Here is a 25,727-nt window from a genome sequence, read left to right on the forward strand (position 1 = left end):
AAATAATTCCCCGACAAAGTCGGGACAAGCCCCCCGCGCCCCCCTGTTTCCGCCTCAGGCTTCGCCCTCGGCGGGCGGGAGTGCGGATGCAAAGCGCGTTGCCGAAGACGGACGGAAGTTCGGAGAGGAAAAGGCAAAGACTGCGAGGCTTGAAAGTGCTTGGCAGGCGCTGTTCGGGCTGCGGACTCAGTGCAGGTGTGCGCGCTGCGCCCACCTGCGGTGGCCGACTCCTGTCCGGCCTGCGCCGGACAGTCGTGTCAAAGGATGGGATTTCCAGATGTTGGGAGATGAGGAAACATCAAAGGTTGCAACGGTAACCCGAAAAGCACTCTCTCAACGCTCTGGGGAACGCGAGCGACATCAGGAGCCCGCGCCGACGACGGCAAACAGCTGGAATTCACTTCCGGCGTTAAATGCAGTCGCCGTCGTGCAAGTGAGGCAGCTCGTACAGTGTGTCTTGCGCAAACGGGCGATGGCGCTACTCATGCTCCCGGCAAGATGTCGTCAGGAGCCCAACTGACAGGCATAGGCAGGCGGGATTCACTCCCCCGTTAAACGTAATACCCGTCGTACAACTTTCGCAGATCATGCAGAATGTCTTGCGCAAACGGAACGCAGCGAACGCCGGGCCTCGAATGAAAACGCGTCTTCGCGCCTCGACCCAAAGTAAAGCAGCGCTAAAGCTACGCTGCGCGCTCCCTTCCCATCTTCCTCTTCTTTTGCCGCTCCCCCATTGTTTTACTTTCCCCCCACCGCCCTCACCCCTTAAAAATTAAAAAGTTTTGAAAGGAGAGATGGGGGCGCGGGGGAAGAGAGGGAAAATTTTTCAAAATTTTCCCTCTCTTCCCCCGCATTTTCTCCCCTCATCCTGCGCAGTTGCTTGACATGAACATGGGGGGACGTACATGATGGGCGGACAGGCAAGGAGGCTTGTCATGACGACGGTACTTTACCGCAAGGGCGATCTGGAATTTTGTTTCAGCGACAAGTTTGAGGGAAAGTTTCTGGTATCGCTGCTGGAGAACATGAAGGAAAAGCTTCTCAATGAGGAGTGGGACGACTACGACGAGTTTCATCACTGTTGCAAGATCATCCACGATTTCAGCGAGACGCCCGGGCTGGTGATGGATTTTCACACGTTGCGGCGCGGCGACGAGCAGCTCGGCATGGTGATGTTGACACACGGCGCGATAGATCCGGACATTTATGCATGTTCGGGGTTGTCCATTTCCGATCCTCCGGCTCAGGTGGCGCTGCTGAGCTACTTTCACATTGCGCCGGCGGGGCGCGGGAACGGAACGTTCTGGCTGCGTGATCTCATCATGCCGTTCTATGCCGATCAGGGCTACACGGCGGTGTATTTGAAGACCAGTCATCCGAAGGCGTTTCCGCTGTACGACAGGCTCGGCGCGGTCATCGGCAACTACACGTTTCCCAGCGACAACGGCGAGCATATGCGTGTAGGCCGCATTTATCGACTTCCGCTTGTGGAGCGTCCGCTGCCCGAGGCCTGATGATGCCCAGCATAGTTTTCGACATGGACGGGGTTCTTGTGGACTCCGAGCGTCTGGTTTTGCGCTCCTGGGAATGCGTGGGGCGCGATCTGGGGCTTGAAGGCCTGCACGACTTGTTTTTCCGCTGCATCGGAACCACGCACGCCAGCACGCAGAAGCTGTTTGCGGCGGTGTACGGCGACGCGCTGGACTATCAGGCGTTTCGCGCGCGCACGCGGGTGTACTACATGGAGTTCACGAAGAACGGCGTGCCGCTCAAGCCCGGGGTGATGGAGCTGCTTTCGTGGCTCAAGGAACGGGGCTGGCGCACGGGGCTGGCGAGTTCCTCCCGGGAAGCCAACGTGCGGCACAACATGGAAGTCACGGGCATGGGGCCGTATTTCGACACGCTGGTGTGCGGCGACATGCTCACGGCGAGCAAGCCTGCGCCGGACATTTACCTGCGGGCGTGCGCGGAGCTCGGAGTGGAGCCTTCGCAGTCCTACGCGGTGGAGGATTCGCGCAACGGCATACTGTCCGCCAGCGCGGCGGGCATGAAGGCGCTTCTTGTGCCGGACATGGTTCCGCCGGACGATCTCATGAAAAGTCGCGCTTCGGGCGTGTTTCCCGATCTTTTCGCCGTCCGGGACTACCTGTCTCAGGAGACGGGCGAGGCATGATTCAGGATATTGCGCCCTGGCGCTTCGGCAACGAATTTCTTTCGGCAATGCCTTCCGACGACGACAACGTGCTTGACGTGACGTCGGAAGGCCTTTTGCTGCGCAAGAACGGGCTGCGCGTACCCACGGTGCGCGAATGGCGGGCCATGAACGAGGGCGCAGGCCTTGTGTACGCCTTCCGTCTGACGCGCCGCAAAGAATCGGAACGGAGCGATGCGCCCATGACGGAGCGTGCCTGCGCCGAGGGCCGGGAAGCGCGCTTTTTTCTTGCGCTGCGGCAAGGGGACGACGCGCCCGCCGCGCCTTCTCTCTGGCAGCGCACGCCGCCTTCCGAACTGCGGGCGCAGGCCGCGCCTCTGCCTCTTGCGGCGGCCACGGCGCAGCACCTTGCGCACTGGTACGCCACGCATCGCTTCTGCGGGCGCTGCGGCGGGCCCGTGCATCCTTCGTCCAAGGAACGGGCGCTGGAGTGCCCCGCCTGCGGCGAAGTGATCTATCCGGTGATTGCGCCCTGCATTCTGGCGGCGGTCACGAACGGCGACAAGCTGCTTCTTACCCGCTACGCGCGGCCCGGAGCCACGCGCCTCGTGCTCGTGGCGGGATTCGTGGAAATAGGCGAAACCGCCGAGCAGGCCGCCGCGCGCGAAGTGATGGAGGAAACGGGACTTCGCATCAGAAATCTGCGCTACGCGGGCAGTCAGCCGTGGGGATTCTCCGGCACGATGGCCGTGGGATTCTTTGCGGAGCTCGACGGCCCGGAAGATATCCGCCTCGATGCCTCGGAACTGGCCGAGGCCCGCTGGGTGAAGCGGGCCGACATTCCGTCCTGCCCCGACGACTCTTCGCTTACCATGAACATGATCTCGCGCTTTGCCAGAGGCGAAGTGTGAGCCGACACTCGGCGGCCCCTCCTCCCCCCAAAAAACGGCGGAGCGCTGAGAGACTTTCGCCGCGGCGGCTCCTGCGCGGAATCCGAAGCGGCGGAACGTCGGCGGCCCGGACGCAGCGCCTGAACGGCATCAAGACCGGGGGACGGCTTTCAAACGTGCCCGCACCTCAAAAAACGAGGCATCCCGAGTGAAATTCCGGGCGACTTCGGAGCGGAGCCTGGGCGATGCGGGCCGTGTGAAGCCTCCTTCGACGCGCCGGGCGCTCCAAAAAACCGGCGCCCCGGTCACATGAGTCGAGGCTTTCCATCCGAAATTCCCTGTTGACGCCGCGCAGACCGGGGCTGATTCTCCTGAATTTCCGGAGAAATTCGCGAAAATCGAAAAAAATTGCGAAAATGGCCCATTTCCCCCTTGCCAAACGCCGAGCCTTCCTATACAAAGTCTTTCGTCGCGCCGAGGTAGCTCAGTTGGTAGAGCAGGGGACTGAAAATCCCCGTGTGGGCAGTTCGATTCTGTCCCTCGGCACCATATTTCGAGCCCGGAACGTTGTTCCGGGCTTTTTCTTTTTCCGCAGGGAGCGCACGGGAACAATGTCCCGAAGCTCGCCCCAGGGCGGCACTGCCGGAACGACTTTGCCTGTCCGCAGAAGGCCGAATTTCCCTTCCGCTCCCGCCCCGGCATTCAGGCCCGTGTTCAAGGCGTCTCCGGAGACGCACACACGTCCGCATCTTCCTCCGGGAGAGCGCAGAAAAACGGCGACGCCCGCCTGAACTTCCCCTCTGAATCGCCTGCCTGCCCCGGACTGCCCTCCACGCGAGCCATGGCGTCATGGCTGCGCCGCTCTCCCCTGCGCCGCCTCACGCGCGCCCGCTCCTGCCGCAATCCCGCCCCGATGGCAGCCGCTCCCGCCGTCTTCCAGCTCTCCCCTGCTCTTCGGGCCGGGCGTGCCCCCGCTACGGCTCTCGGCAACTCCCGGCGGCCCTCAGCCCCGCGCCCTGCCCCTCGGCCCTCCTTCCACACGCTTGTTGCCCGCGCTTTCCGCCGCGCTCTTTTTCCCGCTTCTTCCCCTTTGCGCGATTCCCTCCGCCCTCGTCACGCCCTTCCCTCTTCGCTGCACGCCTCCACCACGCGCCGCGCCCCGCTTCCGGCGCGCTCCGCCGACCAGACGCCGAGAGGCTGCGACGGCCAAAGCCGCCGCAGCCTCTCTCAGGCAAAAAGGAAGAAAGGAATGATGCGGGAAGCGCTCAGAAGCGCGTTTCCGGCCAAGTGTTGCGCACGCGCTCGGAAACCGAGAAATAGCGATGCCACACGAACGCGACGATCGCCATGCCGACGAGAGTTCCCCAAAGCGAAGGGGAGGAATAGACCGCGCGCAGCACCTGCAGAAGCGACGCCCCCGGCACGGACAGCGTCAGCACGGCCGAGTACGCAAACGGCAGGCACGCACTGAACACGGGCGTGAGAGCGATCATGGTCTTGATGCTCGACACGGCTCCCGGTTTCAGCCTGACCAGACGATACAGCGCCGCCGCGTAGGTGAGATACCACGCAAAGGTGAGCAGCGCAGCGACAAGCTCGCAGCGCCACAGCACGGGATGCATCGCCGACGAGAGATCCATCAGGCTTCGCAGCAGCGTAAACGCTATGCCCAGGGCCGTGAGCACGACATAGACCAGCAGCCATCCGCCGATGCCGCGTTTCGGCTCCCGGCAGGCTCCCGCCTCGTTGTCCATGAGCTATCTCCCCTTCTTTTTGTTCATTTCCTTGCCGAGCTTGTCCAGCAGCGAAAGCATTTCCTTGGAAGGTATGATCTTGTTCCACACCATCTTGTTGGTGAGGCGGCTCGTGCCCTGCGATCTGGCGAATTCCACGTGCTCGGCAAAGGCCGCGAGATTGTTGCGGAAGTTGGTGTTGAGGCGGTCGTCGCCCACGTATTCCTTGCGCAGCTGAAGAATCTTGTTTTCCACGTCCTTGCGCGGATAGGCCGCAATTTCCTTCACGCTGAGCCGGTAGAAGTTGGTGGAGACTTCCAGATTCTTGTAGTGTTCGAGAATCTGTTCGCGCATCTGCCGTTCCTTGTCCGCGGGCAGATTGGGAATCTTCCGCTTCACGTCCCGAAGCGTGAAATCGAGCTGATAGCAGCGGAACGCAATGTTCGACAGCGAGTCGGCCTTGTACACGGCCGAACGCAGCGAGTTCAGCAGATTGGCGTCTCTCTCGCGCGCCAGCGAGGCGTTCACGTCCTTGAGCAGGTCGCGGAACTGATCCAGATTGCTCTTCACGAACGGCGACGACGTGGCCGCGTAGATCTTTTCCAGTTCCTTGAGCGGATCGCCGTCCAGCTTGACGGTGACCAGTCTGTCCCCGCGGGAAGCAGGTTTTGCGGCGCTTTTCGCCTCGTCTGCGGCGGGCGCGGCGTCGGACGACGCCTGCGGAGCCTGCGCAACTTCAGTCGCGGGCGCTTCGGCCGCCGCCTTTTCTGCGGAGGCGGCGCTGCCGCTCAGGCGCTCATCTTCCTTGCTGATGGCCTCGGCGCGGCCCATGCCCGGAATGTTGATGGACGCGAGCACCACTCTCGCGCCCAGCGAACGCGTGCTGTAGGGCTGAAACTTGCCGTCGCGCTCCTTCTGGAACATGCGCACTTCCACGCGCTTGCCGGGATAGACGTCCTTTTCATCGCCGGAGAGGAAGCTGCCGCCCTTGGCCAGCAGGCCGCCCTCCGCGCCGTGCAGGCGACGGATGTGCCCTCCCCCTTCCAGGCTGTCGGAAATGGTGAAGCGGAATCCGCTCTGCACAAGTTCGGCCACGTTGCCCGCCATGTCGTAAATGCCCAGCGCGTTTGCCATGCGCGAGCCCACGGGCAGAGGGTTCTCGTAGCGCGAGCCGAACACCGCGTAGTCCTCCACGGTTTTGCCGTCGCCGAGCATGAAGTCGTTGTCCACTTCCACTTCCGGCGGCAGATTGCCGCCGCGCGCGGCAAATTCCCATTCCGTTTCCGTGGGCAGGCGGAAGAAGCCCGGCACGTCGTCGATGGCGGGCACGGCGTCCGCATGTTCGGAGAGCAGCCATTCGTTGTAGCGGCGCAGAAATTCCTGAAGATCGTACCAGGAAATGTCGCTCTTCGGCAGATCGCCCTTTTCCGTGACCGCAGCGCCGTCCATGACCGCGGCCCACTGCGCGTTGGTGATTTCGTACTTGCCGATGAAGTAGTAGCAGTAGGCGTCCTTTTCATCGGCGGGAAGTCTGCCGGCCCAGGATGCGGGCAGATTTTCCTGCCGGAACGGCGCGCTCACGTGAGCGGTGCGGCGCTTTTCGTAGAAGCCGCGGTTTTCGTCGGTGGAGCTCAGGCCCATGTTGAAGGGCTTGTCGCCGAGAAGGCCGTTCACGGGAATGGCCACGGGCCGCAGCACCATTTTCATGCCGCAGGGCATGGGCAGTTCCAGATCATCGGGCGCGGGCCGGGGATTGCAGAGGGCCGCAGGATCCGCCGCCTGAGCGGCTTCCTTCCTGGCGGACTTGAGCGCGGCTTCGCCCACGGAGGGCAACAGAAGAAGCCCCGCAGCAAGCATGGAAACAATGACCGTTTTTTTCAGCATGACATACCCCCGAACTCTCTACAACTCTCTGATGACCGCCGACGGCTCAATGGCCGAGGCCCGCACGGCGGCGTGCAGCGAAGCCAGCACGGCCAGAAGCTGCACGCAAAGAAACGTGAACGCGAAAAACGCGGGCGAAACCGTGCAGATGGCTTCTCCCCCGGTCTGCGCGGAAAACATCATGTCCACGGCATGCGCCGCCGCGCCGTAAAAGGCGAAGGCCAGCACACTGCCCGCGGCTCCGGTGGCCATGGCCTGCGCCACGGGATACGCCAGCAGCGACGAGCGCGTAAAGCCGATGAGCCGCAGCATGCCCATGAGCTTCCACTTGCGGCGCACGGCCGCCTGCGCCGTGCTCGCCATGAACGCAAAAAAGCCCGCGCAGGCGACAAGCGCAATGAGCATGATGACCGACGAGAGCGTGGAATCGATGCTCCTGATGTTGGCGATGTCGCGCGAGCGCGTCTTGACGCTCACATGCTGCGCTTCAAACCACTCTTCGAGGGGTTCCACGTCGTCGAGCGAGCGGGCGTAGGCGCGGAACGAGGCAAAGTGCCGCGCCTCTGCCGGCGGCAGATCGCCTTCAAAGCCCAGAAGATCGGAACTCACGCCGTCGCGGAAATCCTGCACGGCGGTGAGGGTGTTCATGTCCACGAAGGCGGTGTCCATGCCCGTGGCCGAGGGCGGAAGCACTCCCGTCACCACGAATTCCAGCGCGCGGCGCTGGAACTGCCCCGACGAAAGCCGCCGCCCGAGCGACGCCGAAACCGTGTCTCCGGGCGCAACCTTGAGCCTGTCGGCAACGCTCGACGAAAGCACGATTTCAAAGCGCTCCGGCGTGGATTTCGGCGAAGAGGCGCCGTAGTCCTCAAGCACGGGATCGCCCGGGGACGAGGCTTCCAGCGTGACGGTCTGCCGCCGCTCGCCCGCCGAGAGCTGCAGTTCGGAAGCCACGTCGCGGGTGCGGCCGATGCAGAAGCGGCAGCCGGGCTGATCGGAGACTTTGCGGATGAAGTCTTCCTCGAAGCCTGCGCCGCTCCCCCCTGAAGGAATGAGCACCAGCACGGCGGGATCGCGCATGAGATTTTCCCTGAGGCGCTCGATGACGCCCATGTGAACCCCGTGCAGGACGAGCAGCGGCGCAAGCATGCTGGCCAGGGCGAGCACGCCGCAGAAGGAGAGGCTGCGTTCGTGCAGCCAGTCGCGCAGGGCAAGACGCAGGGACAAAAACAACAGACGGAACATCAGCGACCTCCGGCCTGATCGTCCAGAAAGGCGCTCAAGTGATCGCCTTCGCTGCGCACGACCACGGGCACTTCGCGGAAGGCGAACTCATGCACGAGGGACACGTCGTGCGACACCATGACCACCGACGAGCCGCTTTCCCGCACCACGTCGAGAAACAGTTTCATGACCGTGCGGGAGAGTCCGGGATCCAGGGCGGCGGTGGGTTCGTCGGCAAGCAGAAGGCGCGGCTGCGGCGCAAGCGCCCGGGCGATGGCCGCGCGCTGCCTCTCGCCTATGGACAGCGACGCAGGCTCCGCGCGGCGCAGCCGGGCGATGCCGAGGCGTTCCATGAGCGCGTCGGCGCGCTTGGCGGCCTGCGCGGGCTCCATGCCTGCGGCAAGCGCCGTGAGCTTCACGTTTTCCTCCACGGTCAGGAAGGGAAAGAGGCCGCCCGTCTGGAGCACGTAGCCCAGGTGACGGCGGCGCAGATCCGTGAGCGCGTCGGTTCTGCCCCGGCTCCACAGCCCGGCGACGTCCGCCTCTTTGCCGTCGAAGGAAAAGACAAAGGTTTCCGCCTCGTCGGGACGCAGCACCATGCCCAGAAGGTCGAGCGTGGTGCTCTTGCCGCAGCCGCTCGGCCCGGTGATGGCGATGCTCTCCCCTTCCTGCACGGAAAAACGGCGGATATGGAGGCGGTAGCCCGCCCCCATGTCGCGCTGTTTGGTCACGTTTTCAAGATGCGCTATCATTACGGCAGCATGTCCAGCGGCACGCGGTACACCCATTCGTTGGTGTTGGGGGAACCGAAGCCCTCCCAGTGGGTGTTGTCGCGGTCGTATTCCTCATAGCGGCGCACGAGCCCCTTGAGGCGACGGATGAACTCCTGCTGCTGACCGGTGCTCATGTCGGTCCAGTCCTCCTGACGCAGGCGCAGCACCTGACTCTTGTAGGGCAGACCGTCCAGCACTTCGAGCAGCACGCCCTTCTGGGCGAGGTTCGCTTCCGGATCCTTGTTGAAGCTCGACGGGTCGCGGCTCATCTGCGCGGCCGCCGATATGAGCTGTTCATAGAAGTTGAAGTGTTCGCTGTCCTGCAAAAACGCCTCTTCGGCCGTGGAAATGATGAGCTTGAGCTGCTTGCGCAGCTGACTGAGCTGCAGCTTGGTGAGCAGCACCGCCGGATACACCGCAGGCACGGGCGCGCCGTTGGGATTCTCTTCCAGCGACGTGAGGTCGGAATCGGCAATCCAGGCGCTCACCACCTGCGGAGCCGTGGTGCCGCGGTTGTCGCCCACGAACTGAAGCTGCATGGCGTAGCCGATGGCCTCGGCCGTGCGGCGGGCCCGCTCTTCCGGCGAGGCGGACTTGGGCAGATCCTGCGTCTTGGGCTTGTTCAGCATGCCGCCCTTGAGCTGCTGTTCGGCAATGTTGCAGTAGGTTTCGGCAATGAGCTTGCCCACGGCCTGGAACTGACGCGCGCCTTCCGCGGGCGTGGGCGCGTTGATGGGAATGTAGCTCGAACGGTTGTTGCTCAGCATGGAAAGCGCGCGGTAGCTCTCTTCCGCGTAGGAATGATCCTTCTTGCCTGCGGGCGTCTTCACGTGAACGGCCGTGAGGAATATCTTGTTCGTGCGCAGGTAGTCGGCCATGCCTTCCGGCGACATGCCGGTCTTCGACGTGGGATCGCTCCCCGCAAGGGGCCCGGCGTCGGTGATGAGCAGCATGGTCTTGGCGTCCACGCGGTTCCAGCTCAAGGAATCCACGGCCTCCTTCACGCCGGCGAGGGAGTCTTCGTCGAAGGCGTGGGTGGACGCCTGACATTCCTCCACCTGATCGAGCATGCGCTCCAGCGACGAGCGCTCCTCCACCGTGGCGAAATCGCTCACGATGCGCGTGTTGTACTCGGTGGCCGGGCGCTTTTCCACGTTGCTGCGGAACGCCACCACGGCAATGGCCACCTTGTCCTTGGCGGGCGACTTCTGGAGTCTGTCGTACACCGTGCGGATGATTTCGCGGGTCTGATCGATGTAGGGCTTCATGGACTTCGTGGTGTCGATGATGAACACGATGCCCGTGGTCATGCCGTCGGAACCCTTGGCCTTTTCCTTGTCGGCGTCCTTTTCGGGATCCTTCTGCACGCCGGGATCGATGCAGGCCACCTGAAGAAGCTGCGTGCCGCTGTCCTTGAACTGATCGTCCGTGGAGAGCACGGGCAGAAGATAGAAGTTCTTCTGCGACACCTGTCCGTCCTTTTCCATGGGCTCGGCGGCAATGACCGGCAGATCCGCGGGCTTGCGCGCGCCGGGCGTGTTGAAGAGCTCCACGTACTGCGCCACGGTGTCCTTGATGCTGTCGGCCGTGCACAGATCCACGATGGCGTCGTGACTGCGGAAGAACAGCACCGGCTGACGCCCCATCTGATCGGTGAACACCATGGTGATGGCCTGCGGCCATTCGGTGGTTTCGGAGATCTTGAGCCAGCCGTCCGAACCGGTGGAGGACACGCCTACGCGCAGCATGTCGTTCTGCCGGGCGTACACGTAATAGGAAGTGAAGGTGCGCGGATTGCCCACCACCCTGGAGGCCGAGGCGTCGCTGTAGAGCTTTGCCCCGGGATGCGACACCACGCGCTGAAACACCGTGGTTTTGCCTTCCTGCACGAGAGGCTGCTCGGCCTGCGCAAGGCAGGGCGCGAAAAGCGTCAGCGCGCACAACATGGATGCTGCAATAACATGCTTCATGGGAAACCTACTTCATGTCCTTGAGCCAGGCGGCCGCCTCGGCGTTGCCTTCGGCCGCGGCCTTTTCCGTCCAGGCCTTGAGAGAGGCGCGGGCCTTTTCCCCGTCGGGCGACTTGCCGTAATAGTACCAGGCTTCCGCGCCGTCCTTGCTGATGCTGCCCCACGCCGGACGCGAGGGATCCACGCATTCGGCGTAGCGCTGCGCGGCCTGCGCATTGTCTTCGCCCGCAGCGTAGTAGTACAGGCGGAAAATGGCGTCCTGCTGTTCCGGCGTGTCGGCGTCGAGTTCGCCCGCAAGCTTCATGGCCGCCTCGGGATTGCGTTCCCCGGCAAAGAACGAGGCCACGCGTCCTTTGGCGTCGGCGCGCATGGCCGCCTCTTCCGCGGCCTTCTTCTCCGCGGCAGCCTTTTCGGCCGCAGCCTTGTCCGCAGCCGCCTTTTCCGCCGCGGCTTTTTCAGCAGCGGCTTTTTCAGCAGCAGCCTTTTCAGCCGCCGCCTTTTCCGCTTCGGCCTTCGCCGCTTCCTCGGCCGCCTGCTTTTCCGCAGCGGCCTTCTTTTCGGCTTCGGCCTTCGCGGCTTCTTCCGCGGCCTTCTTCTCGGCCTCGGCCTTTTCCTGCGCCGCCTTGTCCTGCTCGGCCTGCTCGGCGGAAGGCTCGCTGCCGCCCTGCGTCATGAAATACGCGCCGCCGGCCGCGAGAAGCGCCACCACCACCACGGCCGCCGCAATGAGCGGCGCGCGGCTCTTGCCCTGCGGGGCCGCAGGCGCGCTGCCGCCCGCGTCAAGCGAGGGCAGCTCCTCGGAAGATCCGGCTTCCGCCGCGCTTGCGGCCTTCGCCGCCTCTTCCTCAGCTCTGCGCCGTTCCGCCTCTTCGCGTTCCTTTCGGCGCGCGGCCTCCTCTTCTTCGCGGAGGCGGGCTTCCTCAAGGCGGTAATCCTTGATGGTGCTCGTGCCTTCCAGCCCGGACCAGCTCACGTCGTAGGCGGGCATGTCGTCGGTTTCCGCCTTCACGCGGCCGTCCGCGCCCATGAGGCAGACGCGATACACGCCGTCGTCCATGCTGTCCACGTAGGCGGGCTGGAGCTCAAACGACACGCTCTCGCCCTGCACTTCGGGCTTCACTTCCAGAGCCAGCGCTTCCGGCGCGCCGCTCCAGTTTCTGTTTCCGCTCGCGCACAGATACTCGCACGAGTTTCCCGGAAAATGCCCCAGCGCAATGCTGTCGCCCTCTTCGTAAAAGGCGGCGTCGCCTGCTTCCCGCGTCAGCGTTACCCGGGCATAGCCCTGATTCATTCCGTCCTGTGTAAATTCCGCTCTCATGCGCTTGCCTGTTCCCCGTTAATCTGATTGATGATCCTGCCGAGCTTCGCGTTTTCCTCAAGATTGATCTTGAGCCCGTCGGTAAAGGTGACGTTGTCCACCAGCATGCCGTAAAACGTGGTGAGCCAGTCCTTGTACCACTGCTTCACGAAAGGCTTGAACGTTTCCGGCAGCACGGGATATCCCGTGATCTGCGGCTTGTCGCGGAACACCGTGACGTTCTGACCCCGATAGTTCACCACGCGCTGCGATTCGTTGCTTTCCGCGGGCTTCTTGCCCATCCAGCTCACGAAGTCGTTGAGCACGCCTATGGCGTAGCTCGCCTGCTTGCGTATCTTGCTTTCCTTGGGCACGTCCACGGGCTGGGCGATTTCCCGGAACTTGTTCTCCAGTCGCCCTTCGATGTTCAGACGGGCCACGGCCGCGTCGAATTCGTCGAGCACCGCAAGAAAGATGGTCTTCGGGAACAGGTAGTAGCTCGTGCATTCCGTGGTGTCGGCAAGCGAGCGCATGCGCATGCTCCACGCCTCGATGATGCGCTCGGCGTAGAACGAAAGCTCGTCCTTGTCCGCGGGCGAGGGTTCCTTTTTGCCGGGCGCGGCAGGCGCGGGCTCGTCGAAGAAGTCCAGAGGATCGACGTCCGACATGTCGAGCGTATCGGTCTCCGGCGCGCTTTCCGCCTCCTCCGGCATGCTGAACGACGACTCCCGATACTCGTCGTAGCTGCGTTCCGCCTCGCTGTACAGATAGTAGAGCTGCTCGGGAGAAATCTTGAAGTTGTTCAGCAGTTCGGGGAAGCGTTCCTGGAAGTTCGGATTCATGAACAGCTTGCCGAAGCGGCCGAACAACGCCATCTTCTTCTTGAGCTCCTCCTCCTGATTGCCGGAATGATAGAACGGCGCAAGCGTGGCGTAGAGCGTCTGTCTTGCGGCATAGAGGGCGTTGGATATCTGACCGAGCTTGAGATTGGGATCGCACAGCGGCTGGAGGCAGCGCTTGATGTGCTCGATGCCGCCGTCGTTGGGATTCATGATTTCGTCGAAGGCCGTGGCCGGCGAGCGGAAATGACGCTGCACCAGCGCCGATTCGATGAACGCCTTGCGCAGTTCGTCGCGATACTGTTCCTTGTCCTCGCGCACGCCCGTTTCCCGGCCCTCGGCGTTGTAGGTCATCATGTTGTCCCAACGGATGTTCACGTTGCGCAGCATGTACAGATTGTTGAAGGGCTGATTCGGCGTCCATTCCTCCACCCAGCGGGTGTTCTGACTGTACGCTCCGGAGAAGTGGCCGAGAAACACGCCCTTCACCACGTCGTCCCAGCGGGTTTCAAACTTGGCGCCGCTCTTCTCCTCGAAGTGATGATCCGACTTCGTGAGAATGTAGAACAGCGCGGTCTTGGCGTGAACGCGGTCTTCCGGGGTCTTGCCGTGGGTGGCGGTGATCCATTCCTCCACGGCGGCGGGCAGGCCGGGCGTGTTGTCGGTGGTGGCCACGCACAGAAGCAGGCTCGTCAGCTCGCGCTCGGCGTTGTAGCGCTGGAACAGGTACGCCACCTTGCCGCGGCGGAAGAACTGTTCCACCGCGCTGTCGGCGCGGCCCTTGTGCAGGTAGTCGCGGATGTCCGAACATTCCAGACGCGCCTTGTAGCCCGGAAAGTCCAGAAGATCGGTGTGATCGAAGTAGTCGGCGGGCTTGTGGGTCATCACGAGGGTGAGCTCGGCAATGACCGCCGAGGCGTTCTTGCGCGAAACCGCGGCCTTGCGGCCTTCGGGGGTGCACATCTGCACTTCGCCGCTCACGTGGGAGAGCGAGAAGTCCGTGCGGCCGAGGGTGTCCACGTCGATGATGCTCGCCTCGCGGGGCACGAGCGCGTCCATGGAGCAGAACGCCTCCTCGGCGTTGCCGAGACGCGCCAGATCCGAAGAGAGCGCCTGGAACATGTCGTTGAATTCCGGAATGCCGTCCCAGATGATGCCGAAGAGCTTCACGCGGTCGTCGAGGGAAAGGCGCGGGGCAAGCGCAATGGCGTCGCGCCAGTACACTTCTTCGAGCGCGGCCGCACGGCTCATGCCGCCGAAGGAATTGCTCACGTATTCGCGCAGCTCCTCCATGACGTCGAGCGTGATGTGCGCGCACGGCTGCCCGGCGCGTTCCTTGAGGGACGACACCGCGGCCTGAATGGCGGTCTTGTCCACCTTTTCCTTGTGGTCGCAGTCGCAGAAGTAGGAGTTGGCGAAAATCTTGACGAGCTCGGTTTCGGAGAGCAGGCGCACGTGCACCGGATACCCCGCCGGCATGTTGGCCGGGGGCGTCATGGTGAAGCGCGTGACGAGACCCGTGGATTCCTTGTTTCCACCGGGGTTCAGATCCCGGAGGAAGTCGTAGGTCTGATCGCCGAAGGCGCAGCGCACTTCCTTGTTTTCATCGCGGGCGAGCGACGAGAGCAGGTAGGACTTGCCCGCCTGACTCGGTCCGAACACGCCCGCGCACATCTTGCGTTCCGCGGCGCGGCCGAGCTTGCGCAGCAGCCTTGCCTGCTGGCGCAGCTTGGCGAGCACGTCTTCCCTGGACTTGCCGCACGAACGCACCCGCTCCTCGTTGCGCGCTATCCACTGCTGGGCCTGTTCCGCCGCGTCGGTAAGGCGTCTGGCCTCGGCAACAATCGTATCCTTATCCATAAAAAGGCTTCCTTTTCAAATGTGCTTTCGATAGGGGCGTCAGAACAGAATGCCGGTGTCCATCCAGCAGCCTTCCTCGTCCTTCTTGCCCAGCGTGCGCAGAAGAATCCGCACCGGACGCCCGGGAACGCGGACCAGTTCCATCTGTCCGCCGTTCATGCGGCGTTCCTGCACGGCTTCGGGATCGCTGTAGTCGATCTGCGGTTCGTCCAGCTTGGCCTTGATGTCGCGGCCGGTTTCGGGAATGTCGTCGAGTCCCTCGTCCTGCTCGGGAATGACGAACTGCACCTTCACCTCGTAGGGCGTGTGTCCCTGCGCCGCGTGACGGGCCTCCTCGTCGGCGAATTCCATGCGCCAGCAGCGCGTGGCCGTCCAGCGCGGCACCTCAAGCTGACGGAAGCCTATGGTGATGGGCGCGCTGAATTCCACCACCTTGGTGTATTTGTCCTCGCCCTTGGCCTTGTCGGGATGCAGGTTCGGGAACCACACCTTTTCGCGCGAGAGCGAGCCCTGCACGTCGAGTTCGCCGATGTACTGCGCGGTGCTCTTGAGCTCCAGGCGGCTCGAATCGAACACGAAGCCTTCAATGCTGTTTTCCGCAAGCGCGCAGAGAATGGCGCCCGTGACCACCGTGGTCTTCGGATCGGTGATGCGGCCCGTGTTGTTGGCAAAGGGGTACCACGGTCCCACGCGGTAGGTGTGCATGGGAATCACGCGGTCGGGGGCCACCGGAAGCATGGCGAACACCTGACGCACCACCGCGTTCCAGCACGAGGGGCGGCCGGTCAGCAGCAGCGCGTCGCAGTCGTAGGCGCTTATGACCTCGCCCATGCCGTTGAGCACGGCGCTCACGCTGCCGCTCACGGCCTTGTCCACTTCGGAGCAGCGCACGTTGAGTTCCATGTCCATCACGTCGATGGCGATGCCGCAGCGGGTCTGAAGCGTTTCGTTGAAGAAGTCCACCACGGACTGCTGAGGCTGCGCCGCGCCGATGCCCGAACCTGCGCCGTCCTTGCCCCGGAACAGCGACCGCACCGACACGTTGATTTCGCCCGACACGTCGTGCAGATCCTTCTTCTCGTACTCGGCGAGGATTTCGTAGGCGATGGGCAGCGCCACCTGACGCAGGAACTGAATGCGGTTGTTCTGCACGCGGGTGTTGTCGCTCTTCTTGCCGAACATGTCGCGGATGGCCATGTCGGCGGCGCTCTTTTCCACGCCGCGCTTCACGAGGCCTTCCATGATGGCCCGGCACACGATGTCGGAAACCACGGTCTTGAGCACGTCGTCGCCGCCGAAGTTGAAGCCGTCGCGCATTTCCTGCTTGGGCCAGATGCGGTTCGTCGAAGACTTGTCGTTGGCGAGCACGTAGGTGGTCACGGAAAGATCCGTGGTGCCGCCGCCGATGTCGATGGTGGCCACGCGCAGGGTGGGCTTCACTTCGGTCTGGGCGGGGGCGAATTCCTGGGGAACCGTGCGCAGACGGCCCATGCTCTCGAAGAACAGATGCGCGTCGCCCTGATAGTTGCGGTTGATTTCGTTGTACAGGTACACGAGCTGCGTGCAGGTGGCCTCATCCCAGCGGCAGCGGATTTCGGGATTCATGCGGAAGTCGCGCGTGCCGCCGTCGGCGGCGCGGAGGCGTCCGCCCTTGCCTGAAGGCGGTTCCGCGTAGAAGATCTTCTTCCAGCCGAGGGCCTCCCAGAGAATGTTCACGGCCGCGTAGGCCCAGCGGCGGTAGATGCGCTGTTCGGCAAAGGGCATGCCCGGCGGCACCGTGAAGATGATGCTGCGCAGACGGCGAGGCATGTCGGGATACGGACGGCGATAGCGCTGGGCCGGCGAGTTGATGGTGACGAGCGCCTGCTGAATGAGTTCCATGAACAGGAACATCATCATGGAGGAGCGGGAGAAGCGCGGCTGGTTGGCGGGCAGCGCGTCCTGATTGCGGCAGCCGGGGAGCGTGGCGTTGAACAGGTTGGCGAGGTAGCTCTTGGCGGCCGGAGCCTCGCCGGAAGGATTGAGCTCACGCACGCAGCTCACGGGCGTGCCTTCGTTGTTCAGGTAGCGGCAGATGGAATTCGAGGAGACGAGTTCCTCCCTGTCGGTGACGTTGGCCCGGTTGAAGTACCAGAGATTGCTCGACTTGTCCTGATCCCAGAGGTAGCGCTTGGGGCTGGTCATGCCCGAGGTGCCTTCGGCGTTGGAGGAAAGACCGGCCAGACGGCTGGCTTCCGGGCCGGTGCGCACGGGCGACACCCAGGTGAAGGCGTTGCTCCGGCGGCCGGAACGCTTGCTGAAGGCCATGGAGCCGAAATCGGCCTTGGAAAATTCCACGCGCGTTTCAAAGGGTTCGGCGTAGAAGTTTTCGGGATGGCTCAGATCGCGCAGCTGCAGGCGGTAGCTGTCGTTGAGATCGGTGATCTTGCTCGGCTGATTCTCCACCAGAATGCCGGTGCTGCGGGAATTGCCGATGTCGAGAATGAGATCCACGTCGATGGTGTCGGTGGACTGCGAATCCGATGCCTTGTCCTGCGTGCCGGAAAGGTTGACGATGCGCACGTTCAGATGGCCGATGGCCGCCTGAAGAAACTGCAGATACACGAGATAGGACGCCAGATAGTCCAGATGGTTTTCCTTCTCGCCGATGCAGCGGGGGCGTTCGTTCCTGTGGGCCCTGTCGAGGAAGTAGTCCTCCCAGAGCGAATGGAGCCAGCCGTCCACCCAGCCCTCGGTGAGGAACCAGGAATTGTCGCGTTCCCGGTCGGCGAGGGAGCACACGGCGCGGGCGGTGACGTCGTCGGGCGAGAGCGCGGCGTGACGGCCGTTCTGCGGCTCTTCCACCTGCATGTCGAAGGCCAGCACCACGCGCCAGTTGAATATTTCAGGATCGGCGGCCGAGGGCACGCGGGTCACGTAGGCGCGGGCCCAGTTGGTGGGGCCGGAACGGAAGCGCGGCAGGCCGTCGTCGTGAACGTCGCCGGAATGCCGGAAGAACGGCACGGGCAGCCACTTGCCGAGCCACGGCCCGAAATGCTTTTCGGCCTGCACGGTGTAGTAGTCCTCGCCGAGGTACTCGCCCCGTCCGTCGGGATTGAGCAGGTAGCCTTCTTCGGGATCTTCCATGAGCTCGCACAGCTGCACGCTTTCTCCGTCTTTCTGTGCGCCGCCGTCGGGCAGGGAGACTTCCTGCTCCACAAAGGTTTTCTTTATTTTGCGCGCCTTTTCGGGCGGCAGCTCGAAATCGAGAAACTGCGGCAGCCCGTAAGGGATGAGACTTACCGTGTCCTTATATTCCGGCATTTGATGCATGACCAGGATCTCCTTCTACTTCAGGCGGATAAACGACGCGCCGTACCAGCTGATGCCGCCATTCTTGCCGTTGCAGAGTGCCTGACCGCCCTGGTCGTAGCACTCGATGTAACTCTTGTGATAGCCGGATCTGTTGTCCTTCGCGCGAAAATCGGACGTATTGATGCGCAGCACGCCCTTCTTGTAGGTGGCGTGGGCGGAAGCGTCGTAGCGGCGGCCCGAGAGCTCGCGCACCGCGGCCGTGCCCTTGCCGTTCTTGTCGAAGCGGAACTCCACCACCACGGGCTGATTGTCGGTCACGCGGGCAAGCCCGGTGTTGCAGCGCCAGTGCCCTTCAAGGAAGGACATGGTGTCGTCCTTGGGCGGCAGCGAAAGCGCGCTGCCCCGCGAAGACGAGGACGAGGCCGACTTCGACGACGACGCCTTCGACGCGGCGCTGCGGCTCTCCGCCGCCGCGGACATCTTGCTCGACGCGGCCGCGCTGTTGTCCGAAAGCTGGGCCAGCATGCCGGCGATGTCCACGTTGCCGCCCGCCGCCTGACCGGAATCCGCCTGCGCCGAAGAGGCGGCCTTGTCCGCAGAGGCTGCGCCCGGAGTTTCGGGAGCCACGGGCAGCAGCTCTTCCATGTTCAGCTGCCGTTCCTGCTGATCCAGAGAATCCTTGGACACGAGCTGTCCGTCTTCCACGCGCGTCCAGCCGTTGGACACGTCGCACATGAGCTCGGACGACGCGCCCTTGCGGCATTCCATGAACGTGGGGTAGTAGCCCTGACCGCTGCCGTTGTCGTAGGCGTCGGTCTTCACGCGCAGGGAGCCGTCGGGCATGCTGCCGGCCTCGGCGTCGGCCTTGAAGTCCTTGCCGGAGCCGTCGCGGATCACCGAGTAGCCGCGGCCGTTCTTGTCGAAATGAAATTCGAGCGCCACGCTCTGACCGTCGCTCTTGCGGGCCAGATCGCGACTGAAGCGCCAGTCGCCTTCCAGCGCGGACACCGGGTCGGAACCGGAAGTCGCGCGGGCCTTTTCGGCCTGTTCCATGACCACGGGCGGAAGTTCCGCGCCGCCGGAGGAAAGTTCGGCGTACTGCTGCGCGCCTGCGCCGGAAGAAGCGCTCTGACCGGCGCTCTGACGGGCCGCGCTCTTCTTTGCGCCGCCGGCCGAGGCCGCCTTGTCCGCGCGGCTCGAAGAGGCCTTCTTCGAGGGCTCGCCCATCAGGCGTTCGCCTTCCCAGGCGGAAAAGCCGTCCGTGCCGCGGCACAGCGCCGCGCCGTCGCTGTTTTCGCATTCCATGAATTCGGGATAGTACACCTGCGAGGACTCGGGATTCGTGTAGGGCGTGGTCTGAATCTTGAGCACGCCGTCGCTCATCGAAGCCGCAGCCTCGGCCGTGTGCCGCACGTTCTTGTCATCGGTGAACGCGGCAACGCCGCGTCCGTTTCCGTCAAAGGAAAAATCCGCGCGCAGTCTGCCGCCGTCCGGCCGCACGAACATGCGGTCGAAACTCCAGTCGCCCGCAAGGAACGACGCATCTTCCGCGCCTTCGGGAATGACCAGCGGCTCGCCCTTCACGTCGCTGCGCTTGTCGCCGGGGCGAAGTCCGGTCACGGCGTCGAGCGCGGCCTGCTGCGCCGCATCTTCGGCGGCAGCCGGAGCGCCTTCCGCACTCTTCGCGTCGGCGCCCTTCTGCGCGTCGGCCTCGTCGGCCGCATTCTTCGCATCGGAGCCGTCATTCACATCAGCCTTGCCGGACTGGGCGTCGTCCTTTTCGGAAGGCAGCACCAGCGGCTCGCCTTCTTCGGCCTGCGCCGCATCATTCGCGGAGCTCTGCGCCTTTTGCGCCGCACTCTGCGCCTTTTCGGCAGCCTGCGCCGCTTCTTCCGCGGCCTTCTTTGCCGCATCGGCACGGCCGGACTCTCCGGCCTTCTTCGCCGCGTCCGCCGCCTTCTGCGCGTCTTCGGCCGAGCTTCCGGCCTCGTCGGCCGCCTGCCTTGCCGCTTCCGCAGCCCGGCGCGCCGCGTCGCTCTGCTTTTCCTCAGCGCTCTTCTGCGCTTCCTCCGCAGCCTTGTTCGCCGCTTCCGCGGCCTGCTGCGCCGCTTCCGCCGACTTCAGCGCCTCGGACACCTCGCCGCCCGCGTCGGATTCCTGCGCGGTCTGCTCCTGCGCCCCGCCCTTCGAGGCCAGACGCAGACTGTTGGCAAACACCGGAGCAGGCATGATCAGCGACGCGGCCACGACGGCGCAGCCTATGGACTTCCACAACGCGCTCATTGCGCACCTCCTCCGACATTGATTTCAATATGCCAGGACTCGCCGTTGCTGTTGGTGCCGGTGCAGGACTTCTCGCCCTTCACGCACACCAGAGAAAACGGATGATAATTGTTGCCGTTCGGGCACACCATCTCGCTCATCTCGAACACCACCGTGTTGCCCGGGCCGTGCTTGGCCGCCACCGTGCCTTCGCAGGTCTGCGAGGGTTCGATCACGTAGCTCGTGCCCCTGCCGTCCTCGCCGGGAAAGTTCAGACGCAGATTCACGTTCTCGTTGTTCTCGTTGGCCAACACGCCGTCAGCCTTCATGTCGCCCTTCAAAAACGCAAACGACGTGTCCGGCGCAGGCTCGTCCTTCTGATTCATGAAGAACCACGCCGCAGCCGCAATCAGCAGCACCACAATCGCCGCCACAATGGGAAGCAGCTTCGACGACTTCTTTTCCGGCTCCTTCTTCACTTGCGGGGCGGGCGCAGGCTCCGGCTTCGGCGCAGGTTCCGGTTTCGGCTCGGGCGCGGGCTGCGGAGCAGATTCCGGCGCGGGCTTCTCCTCCTCGGGCACGGCAAAGGGCATGGCCGCCGGCGTCGGCGCGGGCGCGGGCTGCGTCTGCGCCTTGTCTTCGGCTATGGTCTTCTCTATCTGCTTGATGAGCTTTCTGCCTTCCTCAACCACACTGCTGTCGCCTTCGGAAAATCCCCAGCCCACCAGAACCGGCTTTCCGTTCACCGCGTACAGGTATTCGATTCCCGGCACAAGCACAGCTTTTTCCAGAATGTCCGCATAGTTGCGGTACGTCTGACTCCGGGTTTCCGAACGCAGTCCCTCCGCGTAGCCGTGCAGAGACTCAAACATTTCCCGGAACCTTTGCAGCACCTGCTGCCGCTCCTCGCGGGGAAGCTCCATCACGCGCACGGCCTTGCCTTCGTCGTCGGCATACCAGTCAATGGTGCGTCCGCCGTCCACAGGCTCGGCAAACAGCGACAGGTAATCCTCGCCAAGCTTGCCGTCGAGCTCCAGAATACTCCGAATCTGATGCAGCATCCTGTAAATATCGTTGCCGCCCACCTGCGCTACGGTCAGGCCGCTCCTCTCCGTTGTCGTGATGTAATTGTTTCCCATGACTCAATCCTTAAATGATGCGGGCCTGGCAGACGACCCTTTCTGCAATACGCCCAAAGTCCCGTCCGGTGTTCCGGACGGGACCATAACGCCGCGCCTTTCGGCTTTCGGTTCCCGGAATCTCGATCAGGCGAGCTTGCCAGCCACGCCGAAAAGCTGATCCACGGACGCCATCGCATCCTGATATTCCTTTTCGGTCTGGCCCTTGGCCTTGTTCACGCGGTTGGCGTCGTTCTGCACCTTGGTCTTCTGGCTGTTCGTCGCGGAACGGATCTTCTGCAGATCCTTCCTGGCCTGGCGCTGCTTGGCCTTGGCCAGCATCTGATCTTCCTGTTCCTGCTGCTTGATGAACGATTCACCGTCGGCAAGACGTTCGTCCATTCTGGTCTGGCTGCCCGCCCAGTAGGTATTGATGTTCTCAATGCCGGCCTGGATTTCCTTCATGCGGGCAAGGAAGTCTTCCTTGGAAATCTTCTTCGCCTTGGCCGCCTTGCGCAGAGCCACAATCTGATCGCTGTAGCACTTGTAGGCTCTTTCCACGGACGCGCGTTCAATATCCCAGTCTCTGGCGTTCTCGCCGAGTATCTTCTGGTATTCCGCCAGACGTTCGTTTCTGTCGCTGATCTTGCTCAGGCGGGCCTGGAAAAAGCCCACCATGCCGCCGGCCACGGCTCCGGCCGCCGCACCAACCGCAGCGCCCTTCCAGTCGCCCTTGGCAATGCCGCCGATCACCGCGCCGCCGAGCGCGCCGAGCACGGCGCCCGTGGCCGCGCCCTTCACTTCCTGAGTGTTGTCCTGATCCTTGCACAGCTTGGCTATGGGATCATAGCATTCGGGATAGTACTGCGCCTGAAAGACGGGAGCCGTCTGTTTGGGACCGCAGCCGACCAGAGAAAAGGTCAGCGCTACAGACACGGCCCACACCAGGGCTTTGGACATTTTCATAAAAACCTCCTCCAAAAACAATCATTTAAACGCAAGAGCCCTGTCCCACTGCGGAACAGAGCCCTACCGAACAAGCAGATCGCGCAGCGAGTCCTGCAGACAGTTTAACAACGAAGTACGGAGTTTTTTATAAGAAATCATATAATTTACCAATTTAATTATCTTAATGAAATATAAAAACATCTGATCCCTGCGAAATCCGCAAGTTTTCGGACCAACTGTTTTTTTATAATCACTACGAACAGAGCCGGTCAAGAGGCAACTGGACTTTTTTTCGGTATGCGACGTCGAACTGCATCCGATTCCTCCTGTTTTCTTCAAAGTATCAGAGATTATTCTCATGTATTGATCCTCAATGCAGACGAGAGCCTGCCGCACTTCTGTCCGAATTTGGCCGGAGCCTTTTGCCCTTGCTTCATCAACATCTCGATATAACAGTAAAAAAGAAACGCCGCACCGTTTTTTCCAGCAACGGGGGAAAAACACGTCCTGCAGCACCGAACGCATTTGATCCTGCAATTGTCTGCAACGATGCCCCAGAAAGAACGGCGGCGTCTTCTGTTTGCCTCGCCTGTCCGGGCGACCTCCGAAAGACGCCGACAAGACGTCCGGCCGTGCGGCAACGGCCGGTCTTGCCCGTTTCTGCCTCCCGCGCGAGCTGCGGCGTCATCGCCGCGCAAGGCGCTCCCCCCGCCCCTGCGCCGCCTCACGCTCGGCTTCGTGGGGAGGACAATGGCTATGCCGGTACGCAGTAGCCCCGCTCCCCCGCTCGGCTTCGTCCGCGAGCGCTTCAAACTGCACCTTTTCCAAGGCCCGGAGAGCCCTCTGCCGACCGTGCTCCCGCCCCCAAAACGCCCCGTTCCCCAGACACAGGCGCTTCTGCCGCTCCACGCCTCCGTCAGGTGCAGGAAAGATCGTGAGGGCTTTTCCGAAAGCGGCAGAGGCCGCCCTCCTTCCACGAATGTTTTCCGCAGGTGCGGGGCACTCCTCATGTAGGCCGCTCGCCCGCACCGTGGAAGATGTTTTTCCGCATGCGCAGGACGGACAGCTCATCGAACGCCGTTTGATCCGTTTTTTGCCAAGAGCACGGAACAACAGCTCCGTCCGCTCACAGGACGAACCGGCCTTCCCCGAAGGAGCAACACCTCATTCCGCGACATTCCCATTTTTTTCTTCCCCCCTGCTCTTGACATATTTCAATTCATGTTGAACTATTCACCCATGGAAAGCAAAAGTGCCAGCAAAATCTTTGAAGCCCTCTCGTCGGACGTGCGTCTCGACGTGTTCCGGCTTCTTGTAAAAAACGCGCCCGACGGTCTCGTGGCCGGCGACATTTCGCGGCTTCTGGACATTCCCGCCACCAACCTGTCCTTCCATCTCAAGGCGCTGGTGCAGAGCGGGCTCGTCACCGTGGAACGCGAGGGAAGGTACATGCGCTACAAGGCATCCATCCCTCTCATGCTGGACATCATTGCCTACCTCACTTCGGAATGCTGTTCCGACAATCCGGAGTGCTGCCGCAAGTTCCGCAGGGAAAGTCACGTCGATCCCTGCTTTCTGCCCGAACGCTGAGGGGCCGCCCTTCTTTCGCGCAGTATATTTCAACAGTTCAACAAATATCATTTAAAGGAGCTTTTTCCATGCGTATGACAGACGGCCGCGAGCCTGAACGCGGCACGGACGACAAGGAAGAAAAACGCTGGCTTCTGCGCTACGGCGCGACGATCGTCGTGCTGGCGGCGCTGTGGTGGACGGCCTATTCCTGCATTCAGGGCGCGGCGGCATGGGTCGTGTACGATGCTCTCGGCCTTGCGCGCGAGTCGCACCTCGGCGCGTCGCTGGAGTTCTTCCTTTACGACACGGTGAAGATACTGCTTCTGCTTATCGCGCTCATCTATGTGATTTCCTGGCTGCGCGCCGCCCTCAACGCCGAGCGCGTGCGCGACTTTCTGGCGGGAAAGAAGCGCGGCATAGGCTACGCGCTCGGCGCCATGTTCGGCGCCGTCACGCCGTTCTGCTCCTGCTCCAGCGTGCCGCTCTTTCTCGGCTTCACCACGGCGGGCATTCCCATAGGCATCACCATGTCGTTTCTCATCACCTCGCCCATCATCAATGAGATCGCCGTGGTGCTGCTCTGGGGACTGCTCGGCTGGAAGTTCACCGTGGTGTACGTGGCCGCAGGCCTTGCCGCGGGCATGATCGGCGGGCTCTTCATGGATTCCATCCGGGCCGGGCGCTGGCTCCAGCCCTTCGTGCTCGACGCCATGAAAACGCCCGTCATTCCCCTTTCGGGCGGAAGAAAACGGCTGACCGTGCGTGCGCGGCATACGTTCGCCCTCAGAGAAATGATCTCCATCTTCCGCCGCGTCTGGAAATGGGTCATCGTGGGCGTGGCGCTCGGCGCTGCCCTGCACGGCCTCGTGCCCGCCAACTGGTTCGCCGAAAACCTCGGCGCGGGCGAGTGGTGGACCGTGCCCGCCGCCGTCATCGTGGGCATTCCCCTCTACTCCAACGTCACCGGCATCGTGCCCGTCATGGAAGGCCTGCTCACCAAGGGCATGCCCATAGGCACCACCATGGCCTTCTGCATGTCCGCCGTGGCCGCCAGCATCCCCGAAGTCGTCATGCTCAGACAGATCATGACCGCAAAACTCCAGGCCGCCTTCATCGGCTACCTGTGGGTGGTCTTCACCCTCACCGGCTGGCTCCTCAACGCGCTGTTCTAAGAGAGAGTTTGCGGGGGAAGCGGGAGCCCCTTTTTCAAAAGGGGCTCCCCCTTCCCCCGTGCCCCCATCCCCTTCCCCAAAACTTTTCATTTCTGCCGTCAGGCTTCGCCTGCCGTCAGCCGAAGCGCAGCTACCGTACAAATTTCGGGGAAAAGAGAAGCCTCGAAGCTTTCCCCGGCACTCTCTGCCCCCCGTTTCTTCCCTGCCGCGCCCTTTGCGGACGCGGCTACAAACTCCCAATGAAGAGGTTGCCATGATCATCAAAGTTTTCGGCCCCGGCTGCTCCAAGTGCAAGGAAACCGAACACATAGTCCGCGAGGCCGTGGAAGCCTCCGGCATGCCCGCCGACGTGGAAAAGGTGACCGACCTGCGCGACATGATGGCCGCAGGCGTTCTTTCCACCCCCGCCGTTTCCATCAACGGCTCTCTCGTCTGCTCCGGCCGTGTGCCTTCCAAGGAAGAGGTCGTCTCCTGGATCATGACCGCAGCCGAAAAAGACGCGTAGCAAAAAATGCGGTGAACCTGCGGGGGAAGGGAGAGCCCCTTTTGAAAAAGGGCGCTCTCCCTTCCCCCGCGCCCCCATCCCTCTTCCCAAAACTTTTCTCTCTGCCGTCAGGCTTCGCCTGCCGTCAGTCGAAGCGCCCGGCGTCCTCCACGTTCCGTTTGCTCAAGACACCCTGTACGGCCTGCGGAACTTGCACGACGGGCATTGCGTATAACGGCGGGAGTGAATCCCGCC

At 62.8% G+C, this 25,727-nt stretch carries 17 protein-coding genes and 1 tRNA gene; 7 read left to right on the forward strand and 11 right to left on the reverse strand.

Translation table 11 applies throughout. The annotated features are described in order from the left end of the window. Positions 1-935: 935 nt before the first annotated feature. The 4 genes from ACZM96_RS03880 to ACZM96_RS03895 all read left to right on the forward strand — a co-directional run bounded on the left by ACZM96_RS03880 (position 936) and on the right by ACZM96_RS03895 (position 3,591). Positions 936-1,514 carry a hypothetical protein gene (locus tag ACZM96_RS03880; RefSeq protein ID WP_346664847.1) on the forward strand — a complete coding sequence of 193 codons (579 nt, stop codon included), beginning with the start codon at positions 936-938 and terminating at the stop codon, positions 1,512-1,514. After that, positions 1,514-2,173 (forward strand): HAD family hydrolase, encoded by a 660-nt coding sequence (locus ACZM96_RS03885; RefSeq protein ID WP_489487486.1) that lies wholly within the window; start codon positions 1,514-1,516, stop codon positions 2,171-2,173. Before ACZM96_RS03880 ends, ACZM96_RS03885 begins: the two co-directional genes overlap by 1 nt. Beyond that, positions 2,170-3,063: an NAD(+) diphosphatase gene (gene nudC / locus ACZM96_RS03890; protein ID WP_489487489.1), complete on the forward strand. Its 894-nt coding sequence runs from the start codon at positions 2,170-2,172 to the stop codon at positions 3,061-3,063. Before ACZM96_RS03885 ends, nudC begins: the two co-directional genes overlap by 4 nt. A gap of 452 nt (positions 3,064-3,515) precedes the next feature. Further along, positions 3,516-3,591: transfer RNA gene (locus ACZM96_RS03895), tRNA-Phe, on the forward strand. 716 nt (positions 3,592-4,307) lie between these two features. Here the strand turns inward: ACZM96_RS03895 and ACZM96_RS03900 are convergent. The 11 genes from ACZM96_RS03900 to ACZM96_RS03950 form a co-directional block, all read right to left on the reverse strand. Continuing rightward, positions 4,308-4,796, reverse strand: a complete 489-nt coding sequence (locus ACZM96_RS03900; protein WP_489487490.1) for a DUF2569 family protein — start codon at positions 4,794-4,796, stop codon at positions 4,308-4,310. Positions 4,797-4,799: 3 nt separating this feature from the next. Next, a complete protein-coding gene (locus ACZM96_RS03905) occupies positions 4,800-6,659 on the reverse strand; it encodes a formylglycine-generating enzyme family protein (RefSeq protein ID WP_489487492.1) in 1,860 nt (619 codons plus the stop codon). A gap of 18 nt (positions 6,660-6,677) precedes the next feature. Continuing rightward, entirely contained in the window at positions 6,678-7,904 is a 1,227-nt protein-coding gene (locus ACZM96_RS03910) for an ABC transporter permease (protein ID WP_489487494.1), read from the reverse strand. Continuing rightward, a complete protein-coding gene (locus ACZM96_RS03915) occupies positions 7,904-8,635 on the reverse strand; it encodes an ABC transporter ATP-binding protein (RefSeq protein WP_489487495.1) in 732 nt (243 codons plus the stop codon). The genes ACZM96_RS03910 and ACZM96_RS03915 overlap by 1 nt, the downstream gene beginning before the upstream one ends. Beyond that, the gene (locus ACZM96_RS03920) at positions 8,635-10,626 is read right to left on the reverse strand and encodes a vWA domain-containing protein (protein WP_489487496.1); all 1,992 of its coding nucleotides are present in this window, start codon (positions 10,624-10,626) and stop codon (positions 8,635-8,637) included. The genes ACZM96_RS03915 and ACZM96_RS03920 overlap by 1 nt, the downstream gene beginning before the upstream one ends. 7 nt (positions 10,627-10,633) lie before the next feature. Then, on the reverse strand, positions 10,634-11,917 hold the full coding sequence (locus ACZM96_RS03925) for a hypothetical protein (RefSeq protein WP_489487498.1): 1,284 nt from the start codon (positions 11,915-11,917) through the stop codon (positions 10,634-10,636). A gap of 23 nt (positions 11,918-11,940) precedes the next feature. Beyond that, positions 11,941-14,622 carry a virulence factor SrfC family protein gene (locus ACZM96_RS03930; RefSeq protein WP_489487500.1) on the reverse strand — a complete coding sequence of 894 codons (2,682 nt, stop codon included), beginning with the start codon at positions 14,620-14,622 and terminating at the stop codon, positions 11,941-11,943. A gap of 39 nt (positions 14,623-14,661) precedes the next feature. Continuing rightward, positions 14,662-17,934, reverse strand: coding sequence for a virulence factor SrfB (locus ACZM96_RS03935; RefSeq protein WP_489487501.1), 3,273 nt, complete (start codon positions 17,932-17,934; stop codon positions 14,662-14,664). Between the two features lie 15 nt (positions 17,935-17,949). Beyond that, on the reverse strand, positions 17,950-20,199 hold the full coding sequence (locus ACZM96_RS03940; protein WP_489487503.1) for a hypothetical protein: 2,250 nt from the start codon (positions 20,197-20,199) through the stop codon (positions 17,950-17,952). Continuing rightward, positions 20,196-21,317 (reverse strand): hypothetical protein, encoded by a 1,122-nt coding sequence (locus ACZM96_RS03945; RefSeq protein ID WP_489487505.1) that lies wholly within the window; start codon positions 21,315-21,317, stop codon positions 20,196-20,198. Before ACZM96_RS03945 ends, ACZM96_RS03940 begins: the two co-directional genes overlap by 4 nt. Positions 21,318-21,443: 126 nt before the next feature. Then, positions 21,444-22,262: a YMGG-like glycine zipper-containing protein gene (locus ACZM96_RS03950; RefSeq protein WP_489487506.1), complete on the reverse strand. Its 819-nt coding sequence runs from the start codon at positions 22,260-22,262 to the stop codon at positions 21,444-21,446. Positions 22,263-23,483: 1,221 nt separating this feature from the next. Between ACZM96_RS03950 and ACZM96_RS03955 the strand changes: the two genes are divergently transcribed. The 3 genes from ACZM96_RS03955 to ACZM96_RS03965 all read left to right on the forward strand — a co-directional run bounded on the left by ACZM96_RS03955 (position 23,484) and on the right by ACZM96_RS03965 (position 25,493). Next, on the forward strand, positions 23,484-23,834 hold the full coding sequence (locus ACZM96_RS03955; protein ID WP_294485251.1) for an ArsR/SmtB family transcription factor: 351 nt from the start codon (positions 23,484-23,486) through the stop codon (positions 23,832-23,834). A gap of 68 nt (positions 23,835-23,902) precedes the next feature. Continuing rightward, on the forward strand, positions 23,903-24,988 hold the full coding sequence (locus ACZM96_RS03960) for a permease (protein ID WP_489487507.1): 1,086 nt from the start codon (positions 23,903-23,905) through the stop codon (positions 24,986-24,988). A gap of 253 nt (positions 24,989-25,241) precedes the next feature. Then, complete coding sequence (locus ACZM96_RS03965) at positions 25,242-25,493, forward strand: thioredoxin family protein (RefSeq protein WP_489487509.1); 252 nt, start codon at positions 25,242-25,244, stop codon at positions 25,491-25,493. The last annotated feature ends 234 nt before the right edge of the window (positions 25,494-25,727 follow it).

The organism is Mailhella sp., assembly GCF_057866825.1.

Excerpts from the sequence above, each read along its gene's own strand:
- ACZM96_RS03880 (WP_346664847.1), top strand. The coding sequence starts at position 936 with ATGACGACGGTACTTTACCGCAAGGGCGATCTGGAATTTTGTTTCAGC.
- ACZM96_RS03885 (WP_489487486.1), top strand. The coding sequence starts at position 1,514 with ATGATGCCCAGCATAGTTTTCGACATGGACGGGGTTCTTGTGGACTCC.
- nudC (WP_489487489.1), top strand. The coding sequence starts at position 2,170 with ATGATTCAGGATATTGCGCCCTGGCGCTTCGGCAACGAATTTCTTTCG.
- ACZM96_RS03900 (WP_489487490.1), bottom strand. The coding sequence starts at position 4,796 with ATGGACAACGAGGCGGGAGCCTGCCGGGAGCCGAAACGCGGCATCGGC.
- ACZM96_RS03905 (WP_489487492.1), bottom strand. The coding sequence starts at position 6,659 with ATGCTGAAAAAAACGGTCATTGTTTCCATGCTTGCTGCGGGGCTTCTT.
- ACZM96_RS03910 (WP_489487494.1), bottom strand. The coding sequence starts at position 7,904 with ATGTTCCGTCTGTTGTTTTTGTCCCTGCGTCTTGCCCTGCGCGACTGG.
- ACZM96_RS03915 (WP_489487495.1), bottom strand. The coding sequence starts at position 8,635 with ATGATAGCGCATCTTGAAAACGTGACCAAACAGCGCGACATGGGGGCG.
- ACZM96_RS03920 (WP_489487496.1), bottom strand. The coding sequence starts at position 10,626 with ATGAAGCATGTTATTGCAGCATCCATGTTGTGCGCGCTGACGCTTTTC.
- ACZM96_RS03925 (WP_489487498.1), bottom strand. The coding sequence starts at position 11,917 with ATGAATCAGGGCTATGCCCGGGTAACGCTGACGCGGGAAGCAGGCGAC.
- ACZM96_RS03930 (WP_489487500.1), bottom strand. The coding sequence starts at position 14,622 with ATGGATAAGGATACGATTGTTGCCGAGGCCAGACGCCTTACCGACGCG.
- ACZM96_RS03935 (WP_489487501.1), bottom strand. The coding sequence starts at position 17,934 with ATGCATCAAATGCCGGAATATAAGGACACGGTAAGTCTCATCCCTTAC.
- ACZM96_RS03940 (WP_489487503.1), bottom strand. The coding sequence starts at position 20,199 with ATGAGCGCGTTGTGGAAGTCCATAGGCTGCGCCGTCGTGGCCGCGTCG.
- ACZM96_RS03945 (WP_489487505.1), bottom strand. The coding sequence starts at position 21,317 with ATGGGAAACAATTACATCACGACAACGGAGAGGAGCGGCCTGACCGTA.
- ACZM96_RS03950 (WP_489487506.1), bottom strand. The coding sequence starts at position 22,262 with ATGAAAATGTCCAAAGCCCTGGTGTGGGCCGTGTCTGTAGCGCTGACC.
- ACZM96_RS03955 (WP_294485251.1), top strand. The coding sequence starts at position 23,484 with ATGGAAAGCAAAAGTGCCAGCAAAATCTTTGAAGCCCTCTCGTCGGAC.
- ACZM96_RS03960 (WP_489487507.1), top strand. The coding sequence starts at position 23,903 with ATGCGTATGACAGACGGCCGCGAGCCTGAACGCGGCACGGACGACAAG.
- ACZM96_RS03965 (WP_489487509.1), top strand. The coding sequence starts at position 25,242 with ATGATCATCAAAGTTTTCGGCCCCGGCTGCTCCAAGTGCAAGGAAACC.